Source organism: Burkholderia metallica, assembly GCF_001718555.1.
GTDB lineage: Bacteria > Pseudomonadota > Gammaproteobacteria > Burkholderiales > Burkholderiaceae > Burkholderia > Burkholderia metallica.
In genome coordinates this window covers 506,675-525,427 of sequence record NZ_CP013403.1, presented here as the reverse complement: position 1 = coordinate 525,427, position 18,753 = coordinate 506,675, and the positions used below count along the sequence as shown (strand labels likewise).

At 69.8% G+C, this 18,753-nt stretch carries 16 protein-coding genes; 6 read left to right on the top strand and 10 right to left on the bottom strand.

Going from position 1 to position 18,753, the window contains the following annotated elements:
• Nucleotides 1-5: 5 nt before the first annotated feature.
• Genes WJ16_RS22120 through WJ16_RS22105 form a run of 4 tightly spaced genes read right to left on the bottom strand, consistent with a single transcriptional unit; the run spans nt 6 to nt 4,699 of the window.
• The gene (locus WJ16_RS22120) at nt 6-794 is read right to left on the bottom strand and encodes an ABC transporter ATP-binding protein (protein WP_069259225.1); all 789 of its coding nucleotides are present in this window, start codon (nt 792-794) and stop codon (nt 6-8) included.
• Nucleotides 791-1,648 carry an ABC transporter ATP-binding protein gene (locus tag WJ16_RS22115; protein WP_069259224.1) on the bottom strand — a complete coding sequence of 286 codons (858 nt, stop codon included), beginning with the start codon at nt 1,646-1,648 and terminating at the stop codon, nt 791-793. Before WJ16_RS22115 ends, WJ16_RS22120 begins: the two co-directional genes overlap by 4 nt.
• 11 nt (nt 1,649-1,659) lie before the next feature.
• The gene (locus WJ16_RS22110) at nt 1,660-3,471 is read right to left on the bottom strand and encodes an ABC transporter permease (RefSeq protein ID WP_069259223.1); all 1,812 of its coding nucleotides are present in this window, start codon (nt 3,469-3,471) and stop codon (nt 1,660-1,662) included.
• Nucleotides 3,472-3,505: 34 nt separating this feature from the next.
• Nucleotides 3,506-4,699, bottom strand: a complete 1,194-nt coding sequence (locus tag WJ16_RS22105) for an ABC transporter substrate-binding protein (RefSeq protein WP_069259222.1) — start codon at nt 4,697-4,699, stop codon at nt 3,506-3,508.
• A 354-nt stretch (nt 4,700-5,053) separates the two neighbouring features.
• Between WJ16_RS22105 and WJ16_RS22100 the strand changes: the two genes are divergently transcribed.
• The 4 genes from WJ16_RS22100 to WJ16_RS22085 are packed head-to-tail and all read left to right on the top strand — an operon-like array spanning nt 5,054 to nt 8,662.
• Nucleotides 5,054-6,070: a LysR family transcriptional regulator gene (locus tag WJ16_RS22100; RefSeq protein WP_069259221.1), complete on the top strand. Its 1,017-nt coding sequence runs from the start codon at nt 5,054-5,056 to the stop codon at nt 6,068-6,070.
• A complete protein-coding gene (locus tag WJ16_RS22095) occupies nt 6,067-7,497 on the top strand; it encodes an NAD(P)-binding domain-containing protein (protein ID WP_069259220.1) in 1,431 nt (476 codons plus the stop codon). The genes WJ16_RS22100 and WJ16_RS22095 overlap by 4 nt, the downstream gene beginning before the upstream one ends.
• 44 nt (nt 7,498-7,541) lie before the next feature.
• Nucleotides 7,542-8,072 (top strand): CMD domain-containing protein, encoded by a 531-nt coding sequence (locus WJ16_RS22090; protein WP_069259219.1) that lies wholly within the window; start codon nt 7,542-7,544, stop codon nt 8,070-8,072.
• Nucleotides 8,069-8,662 (top strand): peroxidase-related enzyme, encoded by a 594-nt coding sequence (locus WJ16_RS22085; RefSeq protein ID WP_069259218.1) that lies wholly within the window; start codon nt 8,069-8,071, stop codon nt 8,660-8,662. The genes WJ16_RS22090 and WJ16_RS22085 overlap by 4 nt, the downstream gene beginning before the upstream one ends.
• Before the next feature lie 108 nt (nt 8,663-8,770).
• On the opposite strand, the gene WJ16_RS22080 is transcribed toward WJ16_RS22085, so the two are convergent.
• Together WJ16_RS22080 and WJ16_RS22075 are read right to left on the bottom strand one after the other, a co-directional pair.
• The gene (locus WJ16_RS22080; RefSeq protein ID WP_084636147.1) at nt 8,771-9,472 is read right to left on the bottom strand and encodes a methyltransferase family protein; all 702 of its coding nucleotides are present in this window, start codon (nt 9,470-9,472) and stop codon (nt 8,771-8,773) included.
• Between the two features lie 367 nt (nt 9,473-9,839).
• The gene (locus WJ16_RS22075) at nt 9,840-10,271 is read right to left on the bottom strand and encodes an Lrp/AsnC family transcriptional regulator (RefSeq protein ID WP_006753967.1); all 432 of its coding nucleotides are present in this window, start codon (nt 10,269-10,271) and stop codon (nt 9,840-9,842) included.
• A gap of 295 nt (nt 10,272-10,566) precedes the next feature.
• Between WJ16_RS22075 and WJ16_RS22070 the strand changes: the two genes are divergently transcribed.
• Both WJ16_RS22070 and ctlX read left to right on the top strand, forming a co-directional pair.
• Nucleotides 10,567-11,646 (top strand): ornithine cyclodeaminase, encoded by a 1,080-nt coding sequence (locus WJ16_RS22070; protein WP_069259216.1) that lies wholly within the window; start codon nt 10,567-10,569, stop codon nt 11,644-11,646.
• Nucleotides 11,647-11,704: 58 nt separating this feature from the next.
• Nucleotides 11,705-12,709, top strand: a complete 1,005-nt coding sequence (gene ctlX / locus WJ16_RS22065; protein WP_069259215.1) for a citrulline utilization hydrolase CtlX — start codon at nt 11,705-11,707, stop codon at nt 12,707-12,709.
• 153 nt (nt 12,710-12,862) lie between these two features.
• Here ctlX and WJ16_RS22060 read toward each other — a convergent pair whose 3' ends face one another.
• The 4 genes from WJ16_RS22060 to WJ16_RS22045 form a co-directional block, all read right to left on the bottom strand.
• On the bottom strand, nt 12,863-15,613 hold the full coding sequence (locus WJ16_RS22060) for an Hsp70 family protein (protein WP_069259214.1): 2,751 nt from the start codon (nt 15,611-15,613) through the stop codon (nt 12,863-12,865).
• 5 nt (nt 15,614-15,618) lie between these two features.
• On the bottom strand, nt 15,619-17,460 hold the full coding sequence (locus WJ16_RS22055) for an Hsp70 family protein (RefSeq protein WP_069259213.1): 1,842 nt from the start codon (nt 17,458-17,460) through the stop codon (nt 15,619-15,621).
• Nucleotides 17,457-18,044 (bottom strand): DUF2760 domain-containing protein, encoded by a 588-nt coding sequence (locus WJ16_RS22050; protein WP_069259212.1) that lies wholly within the window; start codon nt 18,042-18,044, stop codon nt 17,457-17,459. Before WJ16_RS22050 ends, WJ16_RS22055 begins: the two co-directional genes overlap by 4 nt.
• Nucleotides 18,045-18,305: 261 nt before the next feature.
• Nucleotides 18,306-18,746: an RrF2 family transcriptional regulator gene (locus WJ16_RS22045; protein ID WP_069259211.1), complete on the bottom strand. Its 441-nt coding sequence runs from the start codon at nt 18,744-18,746 to the stop codon at nt 18,306-18,308.
• Nucleotides 18,747-18,753 lie beyond the last annotated feature (7 nt).

Here is an 18,753-nt window from a genome sequence, read left to right as displayed (position 1 = left end):
GCCCGCTATGCCGCCACCGCCTCTCCGCCCAGATACGCATCGCGCACGCGCTCGTCGTCGAGCAGCGCGGTCGCGGGCCCTTCGAGCACGACGCGCCCCGTCTGCAGCACGTATCCGTAATGCGCGATCTCCAGCGCGAGGCTCGCGTTCTGCTCGACCATGAACACGGTCACGCCCTGCCGGTTGATCGTATCGATCAACGCCAGCACCTTGTCGACGTAGAGCGGCGACAGCCCCATCGTCGGTTCGTCCATGCAGATCAGCTTCGGTCGCGCCATCAGCGCCCGCGCCATCGCAAGCATCTGCTGCTCGCCGCCCGACAGCGTGCCCGCGCGCTGCGTCAGCCGTTCGCGTACCCGAGGAAACAGGTCGAGCACGCGCTCATAGTCTTCCGCCACCGCCGCGCGGTCGCCGCGCGTGTACGCGCCCATCAGCAGGTTCTCGCGCACGCTCATGTCGCCGAACAGCCGCCGCGCCTCGGGCACGGCCGCGATCCCGCGCCGCACGCGCTGCGGCGTGGCGAGCGTCGTCACGTCGTGGCCGTCGAAGCGCACGACGCCGCGGCGCGGCCGCATCAAGCCGAGAATCAGCTTCATCGTCGTCGACTTGCCGCTCGCGTTGCCGCCGAGCAGGCTGACGATCTGCCCGCGGCCGACTTCGACGTTCACGTCGAAATGCACCTGCACCGGCCCGTAGAACGTGTCGAGGTGTTCGAGTTTCAGCAGCGCATCGGTCATGGTCGTGGTGATGGTCGTGGTCGTGGTCGTGTCGGGTCCGGAAGTCGGTGCGCTCATGCGGCCGCCTGCGCCGCGCGCTCGGCCGGCGCGCCTCCCGCATGGCGACGGCCGAGGTACGCCTCGATCACGCGCGGATCGTGCCTCACGTCGCGCGGCGCGCCTTCGGCGATCTTCACGCCGTTGTCGAGCACCATCACGCGGTCGGACACGCGCATCACGAGTTCGAGCTTGTGCTCGATCAGCAAAATCGTCAGGCCGCGCGCCTTCAGCGACTGGATCAGTTGCAGCATCTCGGCCGTCTCCGTCTCGTTCATCCCGGCCGTCGGTTCGTCGAGCAGCAGCAGGCGCGGGTGCAGCGCGAGCGCGCGGCCGATCTCCACGCGCCGCCGGTTCGCATACGACAGGCTGTGCGCCGGGTGATCGATGCGCGGCGTGAGCCGTTCGCCGAACCCGGCGACGATCGCGCGCGCCTCGTCGCGCAGTGCGGCTTCCTCGTGCCGCACCGCCGCGGGCCGCACGAGCGCGCGCAGCACCTCGGCGGCCGCGCCGAGCACGGGCCAGCCCGGCCGCGCCGCGCGCAGCCGCGCATGCGCGCCGATCAGCACGTTGTCGAGCACGCTCAGGTTGCCGAACACGCGGCCATGCTGGAACGTGCGCGCGATGCCGAGCGCCGCGAGCCGCTCGGGCGCGGTGCCCGTGATGTCGCGGCCGTCGAACGTCACGCGGCCGGCATCGGGCCGGTCGGCGCCCGCGATCAGGTTGAACAGCGTCGACTTGCCCGCGCCGTTCGGTCCGATCACGCTCAGCAGCTCACCGTCGGCGAGCGTCAGGCTCGCGCCGTCGAGCGCGGTCACGCCGTCGAAGCGGCGCGTCAGGCCCTGCACGTCGAGCAAGGGTCGAAGGGTCGTCATCGCGTGTCTCCTCACACCGTGCCGAGCAGGCCCTGCGGCCGGAACCGGACGAGCAGCAACAGCACGAGGCCATAGATCAGCATCCGGTAGTCGGCCGCCCAGCGAAACAGTTCGGGCAGCCCGATCAGCGCGATCGCGCCTGCGATGCCGCCGAGCACGTTGCCGAGCCCGCCGAGGATCACCATCGTCAGCGCGAGGATCGACACCTGCGAGTCGAAGGTCTGGTGATTGATGTAGCTGTACAGATGCGCGGCAATGCCGCCGCTCACGCCGGCCGCGACACCGCCGACCGCGAACGCGATCGCCTTGTAGCGGTTCGGCGCGATGCCGTGCGCGCGCGCGGCGACGTCGTCCTCGCGCACCGCGCGCAGCGTGCGGCCGAGATGCGAGCGCAGCAGCCGGACCTGCACGAGCGCGAATACGACGAGCACCGCGAACGTGAACCAATACGCGGCACGTGCGGTGGTCGCCCACGGCAGCGGCGCGATGCCGGTGATGCCGAGCGGGCCGCGCGTCAGGCCGTCCCAGTTCAGGATCACGAGGCTCACCACTTCGCCGATGCCGAGCGTCGCGATCGACACGTAGTGCCCGCGCAGCCGGAACGCCGGATAGACGAGCAGCGTGCCGAGCACGGCGGTGATCGCGCCCGCGCACGGAATCGTCACGGCCGGCGACCAGCCGAGATCCGACGACAGCAGCGCCGACGCATACGCACCGATCACGAGCAGCGCGGCATGGCCGAGCGAGATCTGCCCGACCGTGCCCGCGACGAGCGTGAGGCTCAGCGCGAGCAGCCCGTACAGCCACGCGTTGGTCAGTGTCTGCAGCACGTACGGCGACGCACCGAGCCACGGCAGCACTGCCGCCAGCGCGATCAGCCCGACGAGCAGCGGGCGCGGCACGCGCACGGCTTTCACGGCCGCGAGGAAGGTACCCGTCATCGGCTCCGGCGGCAGCGCGCGGTTCGCGCTGAACAGCCCGTTCGGCCGCCACACGAGAAACACGATCAGCAGTCCGAACGCGAAGAGGTCGCGATAGCTGGTGCCGAACAGCGCGACGCCGTAGCTTTCGACGAGACCGAGCAGCAGGCTGCCGGCGATCGCGCCCGGCACGTTGCCGAGCCCGCCGATCAGCAGCGCGACCACGCCCTTCAGCGTCGCCTGGAAGCCCATCGCCGGATCGATGCTGTTGTAGTACATGCCGACCAGCAGCCCGCTCACGCCGCCGAGCGCGCACGCGATCGCGAACACGGTCTGGTTCACGCGGTCGACGTCGACGCCCATCTGCAGCGCCGCGTCGCGATCCTGCGCGGTCGCGCGCACGGCCCAGCCGAGCCGCGTGAAGCGCAGGAAGCCGTACAGCAGCGCGGCCGCCGCGATGCCGATGCCCGCGATCAGCAGGTCGAGCGAGCCGAGCGTCGCGCCGGCGATCCGCAGATGCCAGTCGGGCAGCGGCGTCGGCACCGCGCGCGGGTCCGCGCCGAACGCGAGCTGCGCGAGCTGGTCGAGGATGAAGCTGATGCCGATCGTCGCGAGCAGCGGCGCGATGCGTGCCGCGTGGCGCAGCGGCCGCAACCCGATCCGCTCGATCGCGACGCCGAGCGCGCCGCAGCCGACGACGACCGCCGCGAGCGCGACCGGCAGCGGCAGCCCGAAGCGCGTCAGGCACAGCCAGCCGATGAACGCGCCGACCATGTAGACCGAGCCGTGCGCGAAGTTGATCAGGTGCGACACGCCGAAGATCAGCGCGAGCCCGACCGCGAGCAGCGCGTAGATGTTGCCGACGATGAGGCCGTTGAGCGTGTAGTCGAGCCAGGAAGCCATCACGATGCGTCCGTTGCGTGCATTCGGTTCAGGTTCAGCGCGCCGCGAGCTGCGGCTTCGCACCGTCCCACAGCGCCCACTGCCCCTGCTTCACGACGAGATACACGGTGCGCGCGCCCGCGACGCGGCGCGTCTGCGGGTCGAAGCGCACCTTGCCGAAGATCACGCTCGGCACGTCGGCGATCTTCGCGAAGCCATCGTGCGCGGCCTGGCGCGTGGTGCCGTAGCGGCGCAGCACCTCGGCCGACAGGATCAGCGCGTCGTACGCGCGGGCGACGAAAGAATCGGGATCGGCATGGAATTTCGCGCGATAGCGCTGCACGAACGCCTGCACCTCGGGGCGCGGCTCGGCCGGAAAGAAGTTCGATTCCGTATAGACGCCGTCGACGGCCGCGCCGCCCAGTTCGAGGAATTTCGGCGAATACACGGAGCCGACCGCCGCGATCGGCAGCGTGACGCCCGACGTGCGCGCCTGGCGCACGATCTGCGCGCCGTCCGCGTAGTACGAGATCAGCACGATCGAGTCGGGCTTCGCTGCACCGATCCGTACGAGCGTCGAACGGAAGTCCTTTTCGGTCGGCTGATAGCCTTCGGCCGCGACGACCTGTGCGCCGAGCCCCGTCACCGCCTTCGCGAAGATGTCCTTGCTGGTGCGGCCCCAGTCGGTGTTCAGGTACAGCACCGCGATCCGCTTGAAGCCGAGTTCCTTCACCGCGTAGCGCGCGAGCAGCGGCTGTTCCTCGGCCTGGCTGAGCGCGGTGCTCCACAGGTAGTCGCCGCCCTTCGTGAAGTCCGGATGCGAGTTCGTGAAGCCGAACTGGATCAGTTGCCCGCGCTGGTAGATCGGCGACGCGGCCATCGACGTCGCGCTGGAGAAGTCGCCCAGCTCGATCGCGATGCGCGGATCGGCGACGAACTTCTGCGCGATCGCCACCGCCTGACGCGGGTCGCTGCGGCTGTCCTGGAAGTCGATCGCGAGCGGCCGGCCGTGAATGCCGCCGCTGCCGTTGATCTCGTCGAGCGCGAGATCGAAGCCGCGTTTCCATTGTTCGCCGTACTGCGCGTCCTGGCCCGTGAGCGGCCCGCTCACGCCGATCACCACCGGCTCGCCCGACACGCCGGCCGCGAGCGCGCCGCCCGTCGACAAGCCCCATGCGGCCGCGAGCGCCGCCACCGTGCCCAGCACGCGCCGCCATGCGCCGCGTGCGTCGTTCCCCGAAACGTTCATGCGTCCCCCAGCTTCAGTCAGTCGAAAAGAGTGAGGGCATGTAACCATCCGGTTCAGGACGATCCAACGAAGTTTTGCGCATATCGATATCGCGCGCGGCGCGAAGCGGACGAGCCCCGCGAACGGCGCTGCGCCCACCCGCGTCGCGCGATGCAGCGGCGCGCGTCGCATCGCATTGATTCGATTGGCGTTTCGTTCATGTCATCGGTCGCAACCGACGCACGCTCGCGCGCGACCGGCGCTCGCGACGCGCGTGCCGTTCGCAGGATTCGCGCTGTCGATAGCAAAAATCATTATATGAATCGCGCATGATCGCGCTCCTACAATGCGCAAATCGCATCATCGGAACGCGTCATGGAGCTGCATCAACTCGAAGCCTTTTCCGCGGTCATGTCGGCCGGCAGCGTGACCGGCGCGGGCGAACTGCTCGGCCGCTCGCAGCCGGCCGTCACGCGACAGATCCAGGAGCTCGAAGCCGATCTCGGCTACGCGCTGTTCGACCGGCACGGCCCGCGCGTCACGCCGACGCGGCGCGCGTTCCTGCTCTACGAGGAAGTCGAACGCTCGCTGGTCGGCCTGCGCGCGATCGAGGCACGCGCCCGGGCGCTCGGCGACGACACGGCCGAACCCGTGCGCATCGCGGCGACGCCTTCGCTCGCGGCCACGCTCGTGCCGGCCGCGCTCGCCGCACTGCCCGACGGTGCCCACGCGCCGCATTACCAGTTGCGCAGCGAATCGGCCGAGCACGTCGTGCACGAAGTGCTGGCCGGCACGGCCGATGTCGGCGTCGTCACGCTGCCGATGGCGCATGCGGGGCTCGACGTGCACTGGATCGCGCAAACGCCGTGCGTCGCCGTGCTGCCCGCCGGCGACCCGCTCGCGGCGCAGCCGCGCATCGCGCTGCGCGATCTCGCACGCCGCCGCATCGTGACGGTCGCGAACCGGCACCGGCTGCGCCAGCGCATCGACGCGGCGTTCGCGGCCGCGCGTGTCGATGCACGCGTGTTCGTCGAAACCAATGCGTCGCTGAATGCGGTGATGGCCGCGCGCGCGGGCATCGGCATCGGCATCGTCGATCCGGCGACGGGCGTCGCGCTGCCGGTGGACGGGGTGGTCGCGCGCCCGCTCGACGTCGACATTCCGTTCGCGTTCGGCGTCGCGACGCCGGCCGGCAAGGCGCGCACGGCGGCCGTCGATGCACTGCTCGATGCGTTGCACCGGACGACGCGCGCATTGCTCGACGACGTGGTCTTTCACGACGCCGCCGCGCACGACGCACTGCTGCGCGGCGACCGGCTGCGCACCGAACGTACGCCGCGCGGTGCCGTGCGCGCGACGCGTGCACGCCGTACGCGCGCGGAGGCCGCATGACGACGCCCGCCGCATTGAATGCACTCGAAGCGCGCCTCGCGCAAGACCTGCGCTGGCTCGACCTGCCCGCGCCGTCATGGGTGCCGCCGCGCGAAGCCGACGGCACGCGCGTGCTCGACGTCGCGATCGTCGGCGGCGGCATGGCCGGGCTCGCGGCGTCCGCCGAACTGCGCCTGCTCGGCATCGACAACCAGTGCGTGATCGACCGCGCGCCGGCCGGCTACGAAGGGCCGTGGGTCACGTTCGCGCGGATGGACACGCTGCGCTCGCCGAAGCAGCTCGCCGGGCCCGCGCTCGGGCTGCCCGCGCTGACGTTCCGCGCATGGTTCGAAGCGCAACACGGCCGCGACGCGTGGGACGCGCTCTACAAGATTCCGCGCACGCAATGGATGGACTACCTGCGCTGGTACCGGCGCGTGCTCGACCTGCCGGTGCGCAACGACACCACGCTCGTCGCGCTGCGTCCGCGCGACGACGGCCTGCTCGCGCTCGACGTGCGCGGCCACGATGAAGCCCGGACGCTGCTCGCGCGGCACGTGGTACTCGCGACCGGCCGCGACGGCCTCGGCGGCCCGTACGTGCCGCCCGTCGCGCAACGCGCGCCGCGCACGCGCTGGGCGCATTCGTCCGAGCCGATCGATTTCGCGGCGCTCGCGGGCAAGCGTGTCGGCGTGGTCGGCGCGGGCGCATCCGCGTTCGACAATGCGGGCACCGCGCTCGAAGCCGGCGCCGCACGCGTCGACCTGTTCTTCCGCCGCGCGGACATTCCGCGCATCAACAAGCTGACGGGCATCGGCAGCCCGGGCCTCGTGCACGGCTATGCCGATCTCGACGACGCGACGAAGTGGCGCTTCATGCACTACGCGCTGACGTCGCAGACGCCGCCGCCGCGCGACAGCGTGCTGCGCGTGTCGCGTCACGACCATGCACATTTTCATGCAGGCAGCCCGATCGAGACGCTCGTCGAACATGCGGGGGGCCTCGACGTGACGACGCCGCGCGGCCGCCATACGGTCGACTTCCTGATCTTCGCGACCGGTTTCCATTCGGACTGGACGACCCGCGCGGAATTCGCGTCGTTCGGCGCGCAGGTGCGGCGCTGGAAGGATCGCTATCGACCGGAACCGGGCACGTGGCTCGACGAACTCGCCGAGTCGCCCGATCTGGGCCCCGCGTTCGCGTTCCAGGAACGCGAGCCCGGCGCATGCGCGGCCGTCACGCGCATCCACTGCTTCAACCACGCGGCGAGCCTGAGCCACGGCAAGCTGTCCGGCGATATCCCGGCCATCAGCGCGGGCGCCGCGCGACTCGCGCGCGGGATTGCGAGCCGGCTGTTCGACGCGGACCGCGATCGTCACTACGACGCGCTCGTCGCGTATGCGAACGCCGAGCTGCAAGGCGACGAATGGCGCGACGCCGACGCGTGAACGCGCGTCCATCGATCACATTGACGACGAAGGGAACCCGAAAGATGACTGACTCCATCACGCCGGCCGATGCGCCGGACACGATCGACGCGATCGCCGGCCTGCGCGCCGACGATGCGGTCGCCGCGCTGCGCCGTGCGCGCGACAAGGTGCGGCTGCATACGCGGCTGAGCGAAGCCGCGCTGTTCGATCCCGCGTTGCCCGATCTTTCGCTTGCCGAACGACTGCACGCGGCACGGTATGTCGCACACGCGTCGAACGCGCACGCATTGGCCGATGCTTATCGGGCACGACTGATCGACGCAGGCGGCACGCCCGACGATATCGCACGGGCAGATGCCGATGCATTCGACGCATTGCCCCGCCGCATCGGCGCGATCCTTGCGCATGCGCGCCTGCTGACGCGCTCCCCCGTCGACGCGCGCCCGTCCGATCTCGACGCACTGAAGTCGGCCGGACTCACGACGCCCGCGATCGTCGCGCTGTCGCAGCTCGTCGCGTTCGTCGCATATCAGTTGCGGGTTGCCGTTGCCGCGCGCGCGCTTCAGGCCCATGCCACCCGGGAGGCCGCATGACGACGGCCACTCACGGCTTCACGTCCGACACGCTCGGCTGGCGTGCGTGGCTCGATACGGTTTCGCTCGATGCGGCGACGCCCGATCAGCTTGCGGTGCTCGATGCGAGCCATCCGCAAGCGAAGACGTCCGACTATTACCTGCTGCTCGTCCACTTGCCCGAGATCCTGCGGCAACGTTCCGGCGTATTCAACGCGATCATGTACGGCCCGGGCGGGCTGTCGCGCGCGGAGCGCGAACTGGCAAGCACGGCCGTGTCGCGCGTGAACGGCTGCGTGTATTGCGCGTCGGTGCATGCGCAGCGCTTCGCGCAGCTCGCGAAACGCACCGACGCGATCGAGCAGGTGTTCGACGATCCGGCCACGGCCGGCACGACGGCGCGCGAACGCGCGATCGTCCGCTATGCGATCGCGCTGACGGAGCGGCCCGATACGGTCGACACGACCGACATCGCGGCGCTGGAAGCCGAAGGGCTGACGCATGAGGAGATTCTCGACCTGTCGCACGCGGTCGCGATCTTCGCGTGGGCGAACCGGTTGATGCTGACGCTGGGCGAGCCGGTGTTTCCGGAGCCGGCGGCCCGCGCCTGACCTGTGGCGATACCTGCACCTCGACACGGGATCGGCCCGATCGCGGCGCGACATCGCGTGCCCATCTGCGTCATCGGGGACGCGCATGGCGCGCGCCCGGCCTGCGCGTCAAAACACGCCCGGAATCAGCCGGTACCGCACCTTCTCCTTGTACGCACGATAATCCGCATCTTCCGACAACACCCTTTCCTCGAGACTGATCCGCCCGATCTGCAGCAGCATCCAGGTGGTGATCATGAACACGTTTCGCGCGCTGTAGTTGGCGAGCAGGAAACCGATTTCGGACAACAGGTAGGACGCATAGATCGGGTGACGCACGAACCGGTACGCACCGACCGAAACGACCCCGCGATTGGCGGGCAGCAGACCGAACGAGCGCCCCAGTGACAGTTTCGCGCACAGCTGGCACGCAATCCCGCAAAATTGCAAAGTTGCGCCGGCCCACTCGGGAATCAGTTGGGTACTGGCGTCCAGTTGATAGGCGAGGCAGTAGAACGAGCCGCCAACGGAAAAGCACACCGCGACCGGATGCCAGTCGCGCCGCTTCGGCAATTTCGCGAATGCCGACAATCCCACGGTCAGTGCCGCGGAGACCAGCAGCAGGATCAACGTGATCCGGCCCGGATTCTGGCGCCACGGTAGATAAGCCAGATAGGCAAACAGGCCCAGCACGGTCACCGAGCACACGCGAGCGCCCAGTTCGACCAGATTGATCGGCTCCGACGCCCCTTCCGCCTCCGCGGCATGCGGCATCCGGGCGTCTTGCGCACATTCCCCCCGCCTTCCGGCATCCTGTGTGACCTGTGTCATCTTGTCGACCCCGTCATTCATGCGTTTTTTTATTGCCGATTCAGATTAGCATGCCGAACCAGTTCAAGCGGGCCCAAGTTTTGACTTTGTGATGCGGATTAGTGTAATTCCCGAGAATATCGCCGAATGAAAAGCCGGAAGGGTTGAATATCCCGGTTGCCGCTCGGTACGCCGCATTCCACACTCCGGGCGGATGAAACGATTCCCGTTCTGCGGAAATCGACTGGCTCGTATTACGACGGAATCGGGCCCGGGTAAACGCCATGTATGCAATGGCTGCGATCGCAACGGAAACGACGCCCGGCCGCGCACTTCGCGCCGGGCCGCCCTTTCGTACGGCCGCCGTGGCGTCGCCGGGATACCCGCGTCACGCCTTGTGCGTCGACAGCAAAATACTCGTCTCGGTACTCGCGATCCCGTCGATCAGCCGGATCGCACCGAGCACGCGATCGAAGTGCTCGAGCGAATCCGCATGCAGTTCGGCGACGAGATCCCAGCGCCCGTTGGTGCTGTGGATCGACGCAACGTTCGGATGCCCGCGCAGCACCTTCACCACTTCCGCGCCGCGATTGCCCTGTACGGCGATCGACATCAGCGCGCGAATGCGGTGCCGCTCCGCCGCCGGCTTGAGCCGCACCGTATAGCCGACGATCACGCCGTTCTTCTCCAGCCGCGTCAGCCGGTTCTGCACGGTCGCGCGCGCGACGCGCAGTTCCTTCGCCAGCGCGACGACGGGCAGTCGCGCGTTGTCGCGCAGCAGCGCGATGAGCTGTCGGTCAACGTCGTCGAGCGTGATCATGAACGGGCCTTCCTGTTGAGCGTGAGCCGGCCGCCAGCATGCCGGACGTCGTGCATTTCGATCCATGCGAACCGAACAAACTGCCGGATCTGGCTGGCATTTTGCCAAGTCTATCGATAAATCTGCCACTTTTGCCGTCTTTTTGTTGGCTCGACTCGCGGAAATAATGACTCCATTGACCGGCTGAACACGCCGCGCCGCCGCTTTCCACAAGGCCCGGACCCGCGCCGAAACACCGCCCGGTCGACCCGAGCGCCAGGACACCCGTACCGGCACTGAATATGGAGACAGACCGATGACCCGCTTCCTCGACGTTCCCGCCACCGCGCGACTGATCGCCCAAACCGGCGTCACGACGTTCCTGCGCGAACTCGTCGACACGCTGCGCGCCGATTACCTGCACTGGGCCGACTTCGACAAGTCGCCGCGCGTCGCGTGCCACTCGCGCGACGGCGTGATCGAACTGATGCCCGTCGCGAACGCGTCGCTGTTCGCGTTCAAGTACGTGAACGGCCACCCCGTCAACGCCGCGCGCGGCATGCACACGGTGATGGCGTTCGGCGCGCTGGCCGAAGTCGATACCGGCTACCCGCTGCTGCTCGCCGAACTGACGCTGACCACCGCGCTGCGCACGGCCGCGACGTCGGTGCTCGCCGCGCAAGTCCTCGCCCGCCCCGATTCGCGCACGATGGCGCTGATCGGCAACGGCGCGCAGAGCGAATTCCAGGCGATCGCGTTTCACACGCTGCTCGGCATCGACGAAATCCGCGTGTTCGACGTCGATCCGCACGCGACCGACAAGCTCGTGCGGAACCTCGCCGCGTACCCTGAACTGCGCGTCGTGCGTGCCGCGTCGACCGCCGACGCGGTGCGCGGCGCCGACATCGTGACGACCGTCACCGCCGACAAGGCGTACGCGACGATCGTCACGACCGACATGATCGAGCCCGGCATGCACGTGAACGCCGTCGGCGGCGATTGCCCCGGCAAGACCGAACTCGAGGCGGGCGTGCTGCATGCGGGCCGCGTGTTCGTCGAATTCGAGCCGCAGTCGCGCATCGAAGGCGAGATCCAGCAGATGCCGGCCGACTTCCCCGTCACCGAGCTGTGGCGCGTGCTGCAGCACGAGACGACCGGCCGCGAACGCGCGGACGAAGTCACGGTGTTCGACTCGGTCGGCTTCGCGCTGGAAGACTACTCGGCGCTGCGCTACCTGTATGCGCTCGCGCAGCAGCACAACGCGGGCGTCGAGATCGCGCTGATTCCGCCGGCCGTCGACCCGAAGAACCTGTTCGCGCTGATCGACGACCCGGCCGCGATCGCGCAAGGTCACGCGGCGTACGTGACCGAAGCCGTCGTCGCGCTCGCGCGCTGACCGTCATCCGCGGGCGGCCGGCTCGCCGCCCGCTTTCCTGCCTTCGCTCCCGTCTTTCATGAACCTCGTATCGATCCAGGCGCCGGCCGCCGTCGTGATGATCCGGCCGCACCGCTTCCTGCCGAACCCGCAGACCGCGGCCGACAACGCATTCCAGCGCACGGCCGGCGGCAGTGCGGGCGGCCCGCAATCCGGCGTGTCGGCCGCCGCGCGCGACGAAGTCACGGCCGCCGCGCAGATGCTCGCCGATGCGGGCGTGCGCGTGCATGTGTTCGACGATCACGGCGAGCGCGACACGCCCGATTCCGTGTTCCCGAACAACTGGTTCTCGACGCACCCGGGCGGCCACGTCGCGCTGTATCCGATGGCGAGCCCGAACCGCCGCCGCGAGCGGCGCGCGGACGTGATCGAGATGCTGAAGGCCGAGTACCGCGTGCAGGACGTGATCGACTATTCGGGCCTCGAATACGACGACGTGTTCCTCGAAGGCACCGGCGCGATGGTGCTCGATCACGTCGCACGGATCGCATACACCGCGCGTTCGCGCCGCGCCGATCCGGTCGCGCTCGAACGCTTCTGCACGCACTTCAATTTCGAGCCGATCTGCTTCGATACGGCCGATGCCGACGGGCGGCCGATCTATCACACGAACGTGATGATGAGCGTCGCGACCGAGTTCGCGATGGTGGGCCTCGACCTGATCGCCGACAGCCGGCGTCGTGCCGAGATCGCGCAACGCCTGACTGAAACGGGTCGCGCGGTGATCGCGCTCGATCAGTCGCAGATCGCGAACTTCGCGGGCAATACGCTGGAATTGTCGGGAAGAAACGGGCGTGTGCTTGCGCTGTCGCGGCGGGCGTTCGATTGCCTCACACTTGACCAGCGCGCGACGATCGAGCGCTCCGCGCGGTTACTGCCGCTCGACGTGCCGACGATCGAACTGGCCGGCGGATCGGTGCGCTGCATGCTCGCGGGGATTCATCTTGCGCGGCGGGCGGCCGCGCCGGATGCGATCGCCGTGGAATCAACCGCATCGCCACGCGAGACGACGCCGCAAATCTGACCGGCAGGCTCATAAAGCGCAAACGGCTGCCGATGCGATGCAACGGCTGCCGTTTTTTCGTTCGAAGGGCGTTGAATCGGCGAGTGTCGGCCCGCATCGGCAACGCTGCGGAATGCTCCGGCGTCCGAACGATACCGGCGCCCGCGGCGCCGCTCACCCGGCCAGCAGCTTCAACCCGGCCGGCAGCGTTTCGCCGAACACGCGCGCCGTGTCGGCTTCGTCGAACGCGATCACTTCGCGCACCATGTCGATCCATGCGGCCGACGCATTCGCGGCGGACAGGCGCTTGATCACCGCGTCGCGCGTATCGTCCGGCAAGTCGCGTGAACGGTCGCCCGTCATCCGGGCAATCTGCGCGGCCGCGAACGCGGCCGGCTCGACCTGCTTCCAGTCGAGCGCGAACAGCGCATCGAGCCAGCCTTTGGCGACTTCCGCCGGCACGACGCTGTGCGCGCTGCCATAGAACGGCCGCCGCGCGCCGATGCGCCCGAGCGCCCACGCACACAGCGCACGCTCGGCCGGCTTCTGCAATTGCGCGATCAGGCGCTCGGCCAGCTCGACCTTGCGCTCGACGGGCAACCGTTCGAGCGAAGCGGACAGCCGCGTCATGTCGGCCGGGCCGACCTTGCCCGGATCGAACGGCAGCTTGCGCCGCTTGTCGTCGGACGGTTCGAGGAACGCGATCGCGTCGCGCACCTGCGTCTGCGCATCGTCGTCGAGGCCGCCGGCCACGCGCCGCCACAGCGTCCACCACTCCGACCACACCTGGCCGTCGTTCACATATTGAATACCGTCGTCGAACAGCGGCCACAGCTGCTCGATGCGCCATGCATCGAGCGGATGGCCGAAGCCCGGGCGCAGGCAATAGCCGGCGAGGTTCAGCCACGCGCGTTCGTGATCGGCCGAGCGCCGGCGCCGCCGCGCCCGCGCCAGCAACGCATCGAACAGTTCGCGCGCGAGCGCGACGTCCCACTCTTCGCGCGGGCCGAGCACCTGTTCGAGCTGCGCGCGCAGCCGGCGCGTGTCTTTCGGCGTGACGCCGGCGGCCTTGCTGCCAAACGAGCGCTCGATCAATTCGATCGCCTGGTCGAGACGCGGATGCCGCGCGAGCGCAGCGTCGTCGCCCTGCGCGGGCGCATCGCCGCGCAACTGGAATTCGAGCCGCCAGCGGCGCGACGCATCGTCGGTCGCGATGCAGTGCATTTCGAGCGTGCCGACCTCGGTCAGCGACGCGGTGAGCTTCACCGGCGTTTCGCGTGCATCGCTGCCCGCCCGCCGCTCGACGACCGTCGCGATCGGCGGCAGCCGCACGAAATCGCCGCCGTCGAGCTCGACGAGGTCGCCGGGCCGGTATGCGGTGTCGGCCACCGTCGACACGAGGTGGAAACGCACCGGCTGCCCGAGTTGCAGCGCGAACGTGCGATCGTCGAGCCGGATCTCGTGCCCCTCCTCCGCGCCGCGCGGCAGCAGGCAAACGCCACGCGCGGCGGCACCTTCCGCACCGTCGTCGAGCACGAGGAAATAGCTGCGCGCGGAACCGCCGCCGATGCGCGGCGCATGCCCGGCGCGCGCGAGCCCGTAGGCCACCGCACCGCGCGCGACCGCCACATCCGGATGCGCGTTGTGCAGCACGTCGAGCGGCGCGCCGCGCCACGCGCCGAGCGTCTGCGCGAGACGGCCGGCGAGCGCGCCCGCGCGGAACACGCCGCCGTTGAGCAGCAGCGTGTCGGGCAGCGGGCCTTCCGCATGACGATTCAGGAACGCGGCGACGTGCCGCGTGACGGCCGCGTCGCTCGCATACGGCAGCCCGAATTCGACGATCGCGGCGCGCGCACGGCGCGGCAACTCGCCGGCTTCGACCTGCGGGAAGAACCCTTCGACGACAATCTGCTCGACTTCCTGCCGCGTCAGCTCGGCCGAACGCGCGCCGCCGACGAGCTTGCTGCCCGCGCCGAGCAGCGTGACGTTGACGGATTCGGGTGCATCGTCGCCGAGCAGCCGCTCCTTCGCGGCGCGGCAACGCTCGACGAGCTGCGACAGGCTCGCGGCGGACAGCCGCGTGCCGGGCTCGGTCAGCCGCGACTCGACCAGGCGCGCGAGCGCGAGATCCATGTTGTCGCCGCCGAGCATCAGGTGGTTGCCGACGCCGACACGCGTGAAAGTCGGCTCGCCGTCGTCGCCCGGCGCGACATCGACGAGCGTGAGGTCGGTCGTGCCGCCGCCGACGTCGCAGATCAGCACGCGCCGCGCGGCGGCGAACGTGTCGCGCAGCGTGTCGCGCTGGCCGTACAGCCAGTCGTAGAACGCGGCCTGCGGCTCTTCCAGCAGCCGCAGCGCGGGCAGCTTCGCGCGCCGTGCGGCCTCGACCGTCAGTGCGCGCGCGCCGTCGTCGAACGACGCAGGCACCGTCAGGATCACGTCCTGCTTCGCGAGCGGCGCATCGGGAAAACGCGCGTCCCACGCATCGCGCACGTGCGCGAGATAGCTCGCGCTCGCGTCGACCGGCGACACCTTGTCGACGCCGTCGGCCGCGCCCCACGGCAGGATCGCCGCGAGCCGGTCGACCGACGCGTGCGACAGCCAGCTCTTCGCGCTGGTGACGAGCCGGCCCGGCACCTGCGCGCCGAGCGTGCGCGCATAGCGGCCGATCACGGGCGGCAGCGCGTCACCCGCGCCGCCGTCACGTGCGCCGGCCGCCTGCCACGGCAACCGCAACGCGTGCGCCGCGAGCTCGCCGGCCGCCGGGTGATAGCGCACCGACGGCAGCAGCGGCTGCGCGGCCACCGCGCCGGGGCCGACCAGCTGCTCGACGTCGAACACGCGGATCGCGTCGGAACCGGCCTCGACGTATGCGACGACCGTATTGCTCGTGCCGAGGTCGATCCCGACCGTATAACGCTTCATCGCGCTCAGGCGGCGCCGCGCACGTCGAACTCGACCTTCCAGCGCTCGTTCGTGCCGCTCGGGATCGCCTCGAGTTCGAGCGTGCCGGCTTCGGTCACGCGCGCATGCAGCTTCACCGGCACGACCTCACCGACGGTGCGCCCTTCGGCCGGCAGCGTCGCCTGGATTTCTTCCAGTTCCTGCAACTCTTCCGCCGACCAGTAGTCGAGCAGCGTGCCGACCTGGTCCTGGCGGCGCACCGACGAACCGAAGAAGCGGAACTGCACCGGTTCGCCGACGACGAGGCCGAACTCCTGCGGCGGCAGCGCCGCGTCCGAGCCTTCCTCCATCCCGAACGGCGCGACGCACAGCGCCTGCACCGGCGGTTCGAGCCCCGGCACCGCGGGCATCGCCGATTCGATCGCGACGTAGTATGCGCGCGCCGTGCCGCCGCGAATGCGCACGCCACGGCCGCGCTTCACGTAGCCGTAGTACGCGGCGCCACGCGCGACCGCGAGGTCGAGATCCGCGCCTTCGAGCAGGCGCGCGGGCGGCGCGCCTTCGGCGGCGAGCCAGCTGTTGAGCGTATCGAGCACGCGCTGCGTGAGCAGCGTCGACTTGAACACGCCGCCGTTGAACAGCACGGCGGTCGGATGCAGGAACGTCGCGCCCGGCGGCAGCGTGCGCTGCACGCCTTCGAGCGTGTCGAGCGCCGCGACCTGGCGGCCGAGGAACGCCGCGAGATGGCGGGTGACGCCCGCGTCCTGCGCATACGGCAGGCCGAGCTGCGTCAGGCCGACGCGCGCGCGGCTCACCGGGCGCGCGGCCGCATCGACCTGCGGGAAGAAGCCTTCCAGGATCGTCTGCGTGAGTTCCGCGCGCGTGAGCTCCGTGCGGATCGACCCGCCGATCAGCTTCGAGCCGCGGCTCGGCACGACGAGCGGCACCGCGTCGGTCGCCGGATCGGACAGCAGCGTTTCCTTCGCCGAGCGGCATGCGTACGTGAGCGCGCGCAGTTGCCATGGATCGGCCTGCGTGCCCTGCTGCGCGAGCTTGCGCGCGACCACATGCGCGAGCGCGAGGTCCATGTTGTCGCCGCCGAGCAGGATGTGCTCGCCGACCGCCACGCGATGCAGTTCGAGATTGCCGTCGCGCTCGACGACCGCGATCAGCGACAGGTCGGTCGTGCCGCCGCCGACGTCCACGCACAGGATCAGGTCGCCGACCTGCACCTGCTTGCGCCAGCCGCCCTGGCTCTTCTGGATCCAGCTGTACAGCGCGGCCTGCGGCTCCTCGAGCAGCGTCATCCGCGAGTAGCCGGCGGCGCGTGCGGCTTCCGCCGTCAGTTCGCGCGCGGCCGGATCGAACGACGCGGGGATCGTGACCGTCACGTCCTGGTCGGCGAACGGTGCGTCGGGATGCGCGTGATCCCACGCTTCGCGCAGGTGCGTCAGGTAGCGGATCGAGCTTTCCAGCGGCGACACGCGCGACACTTCCGGCGGCGCATCGCTCGGCAGGATCGCCGCGCGGCGATCGACCCCCGGGTGGCACAGCCAGCTCTTCGCGCTCGACACGAGGCGGATCGGCGTGCCGGCGCCGCGCGTGCGCGCCATCTCGCCGACCGCGAAGCCGCGCGAGGCCGTCCACGGCAGCGTCAGGTCGCCCTGCGTGAGTTCGCTTTCATGCGGCAGATAGAGGAACGACGGCAGCAGGTCGCGCGACTCCAGCGCGCCGGGCGCGGTGAGCTGCGCGATCGGCAGCACCTGCTGCGTGATGGCTTCGCCGTCGCTCGCGGCGCTGTCGACATACGACAGCGCGCAGTGGGTCGTACCGAGGTCGATACCGATCGAATAGCGCGGATCGCTCACAGTTCCACCTCCGCCGGTGCGACGACGGAAGCGTCGTGGCTGCCGGTCAGCTTCGGCAGGCGCACGTCGGCCACGCGCCAGCCGCGATGGCTGAGCGTGCCGCTGAACGGCGCCGAGCCGACCACGTTGCCCGTCACGCGCACGGCCGTCGCGTCGAAGCCGGCCGGCAGCGTGACGCGGCTGCCTTCGGCTTCGTCGCGCACCGGCACGATCGTGAAGTGTTCGCGCAGCGCGGCGCGGCAGCCGTCGTGCACGAGGCGGGCGGCGGCGCCGATGTCGGCGTCCGCGTAGCCGGCGATGTCTTCCTCGACGAAGTCGATGAAGCGCGCATCGCGCTGCAGCAGACCGAGCAGTTGCAGCGCGGCCTGCGGGCTCGCTTCGCGCAGTTCGGGCGCCGGCGCTTTCACGGGGGCGGCGGCCGGGGCCGGGGCCGGGGCGGCAGCGGGTGCCGGCGCGACCGGTGCCGGGGCGCCGTCGCGCACGCGCAGCACGCCGGCCGCGAACTCGCGGTTGCCGAGCACGGAGAAGAACGTGCCGACGGCCAGCGACAGCCGGCCGAAGAAGGACAGGTTGGATTCGGGCATGGGGTCTGGACTCCTGTGGGCTCGCGACATGGCGAGCGATCTTGCCTGGGCGCCCGGCGGCGGCGTGCGGATTGCGCGCTGGCGCCGCCCGGCGCGTGATTCGGTCGCGCCCTCGCGGGTGCGGAAAACCCGTATTTTGCCCTGTGGCGGGCGAACCGGGCAGAAGTTGGGGGACAGAACATGTCGGCACGCCGGTTTCGCGCCGCGCCGGATTGCGTCGAACGCCACGTCATCGACGGCCGGCCGCGATGCTGCGGCGCATCAGCGCGGCTTGCGCCGCGGGGCCGCCTTCGCTTCGAATTCGCGCGACAGCATGCCGAGCGTGACTTCGCCGAAGCGCGCGAGCAGCGTCGTCTCGGCCTCCTTCAGCGTGGCCGACAGGTGCGCGTTCACCGCCTGCTCCACCAGGCATTCGGCGTCGTCGTCGGTGACGAGATCGGAGAACAGCGGCGGCTCGCCCACCGCGCGATAGACGTCGAGCAGCGTGATGTCGTCGAGCGCGACGCTCAGCACCCAGCCGCCGCCGTGCCCCTTCTCCGACTGCACGTAGCCGCAGTCGCGCAGGCCGCCGAGCAGGCGCCGCACGACGACCGGATTCGTGCACAGCATCGTCGCGATCGCGTCGGACGTCATCGGGCCGTCGGCCTGGTCCATGTGGATCAGCGCATGCAGCATGCGCGACAAACGGCTGTCGGTTCTCACGGGCGGA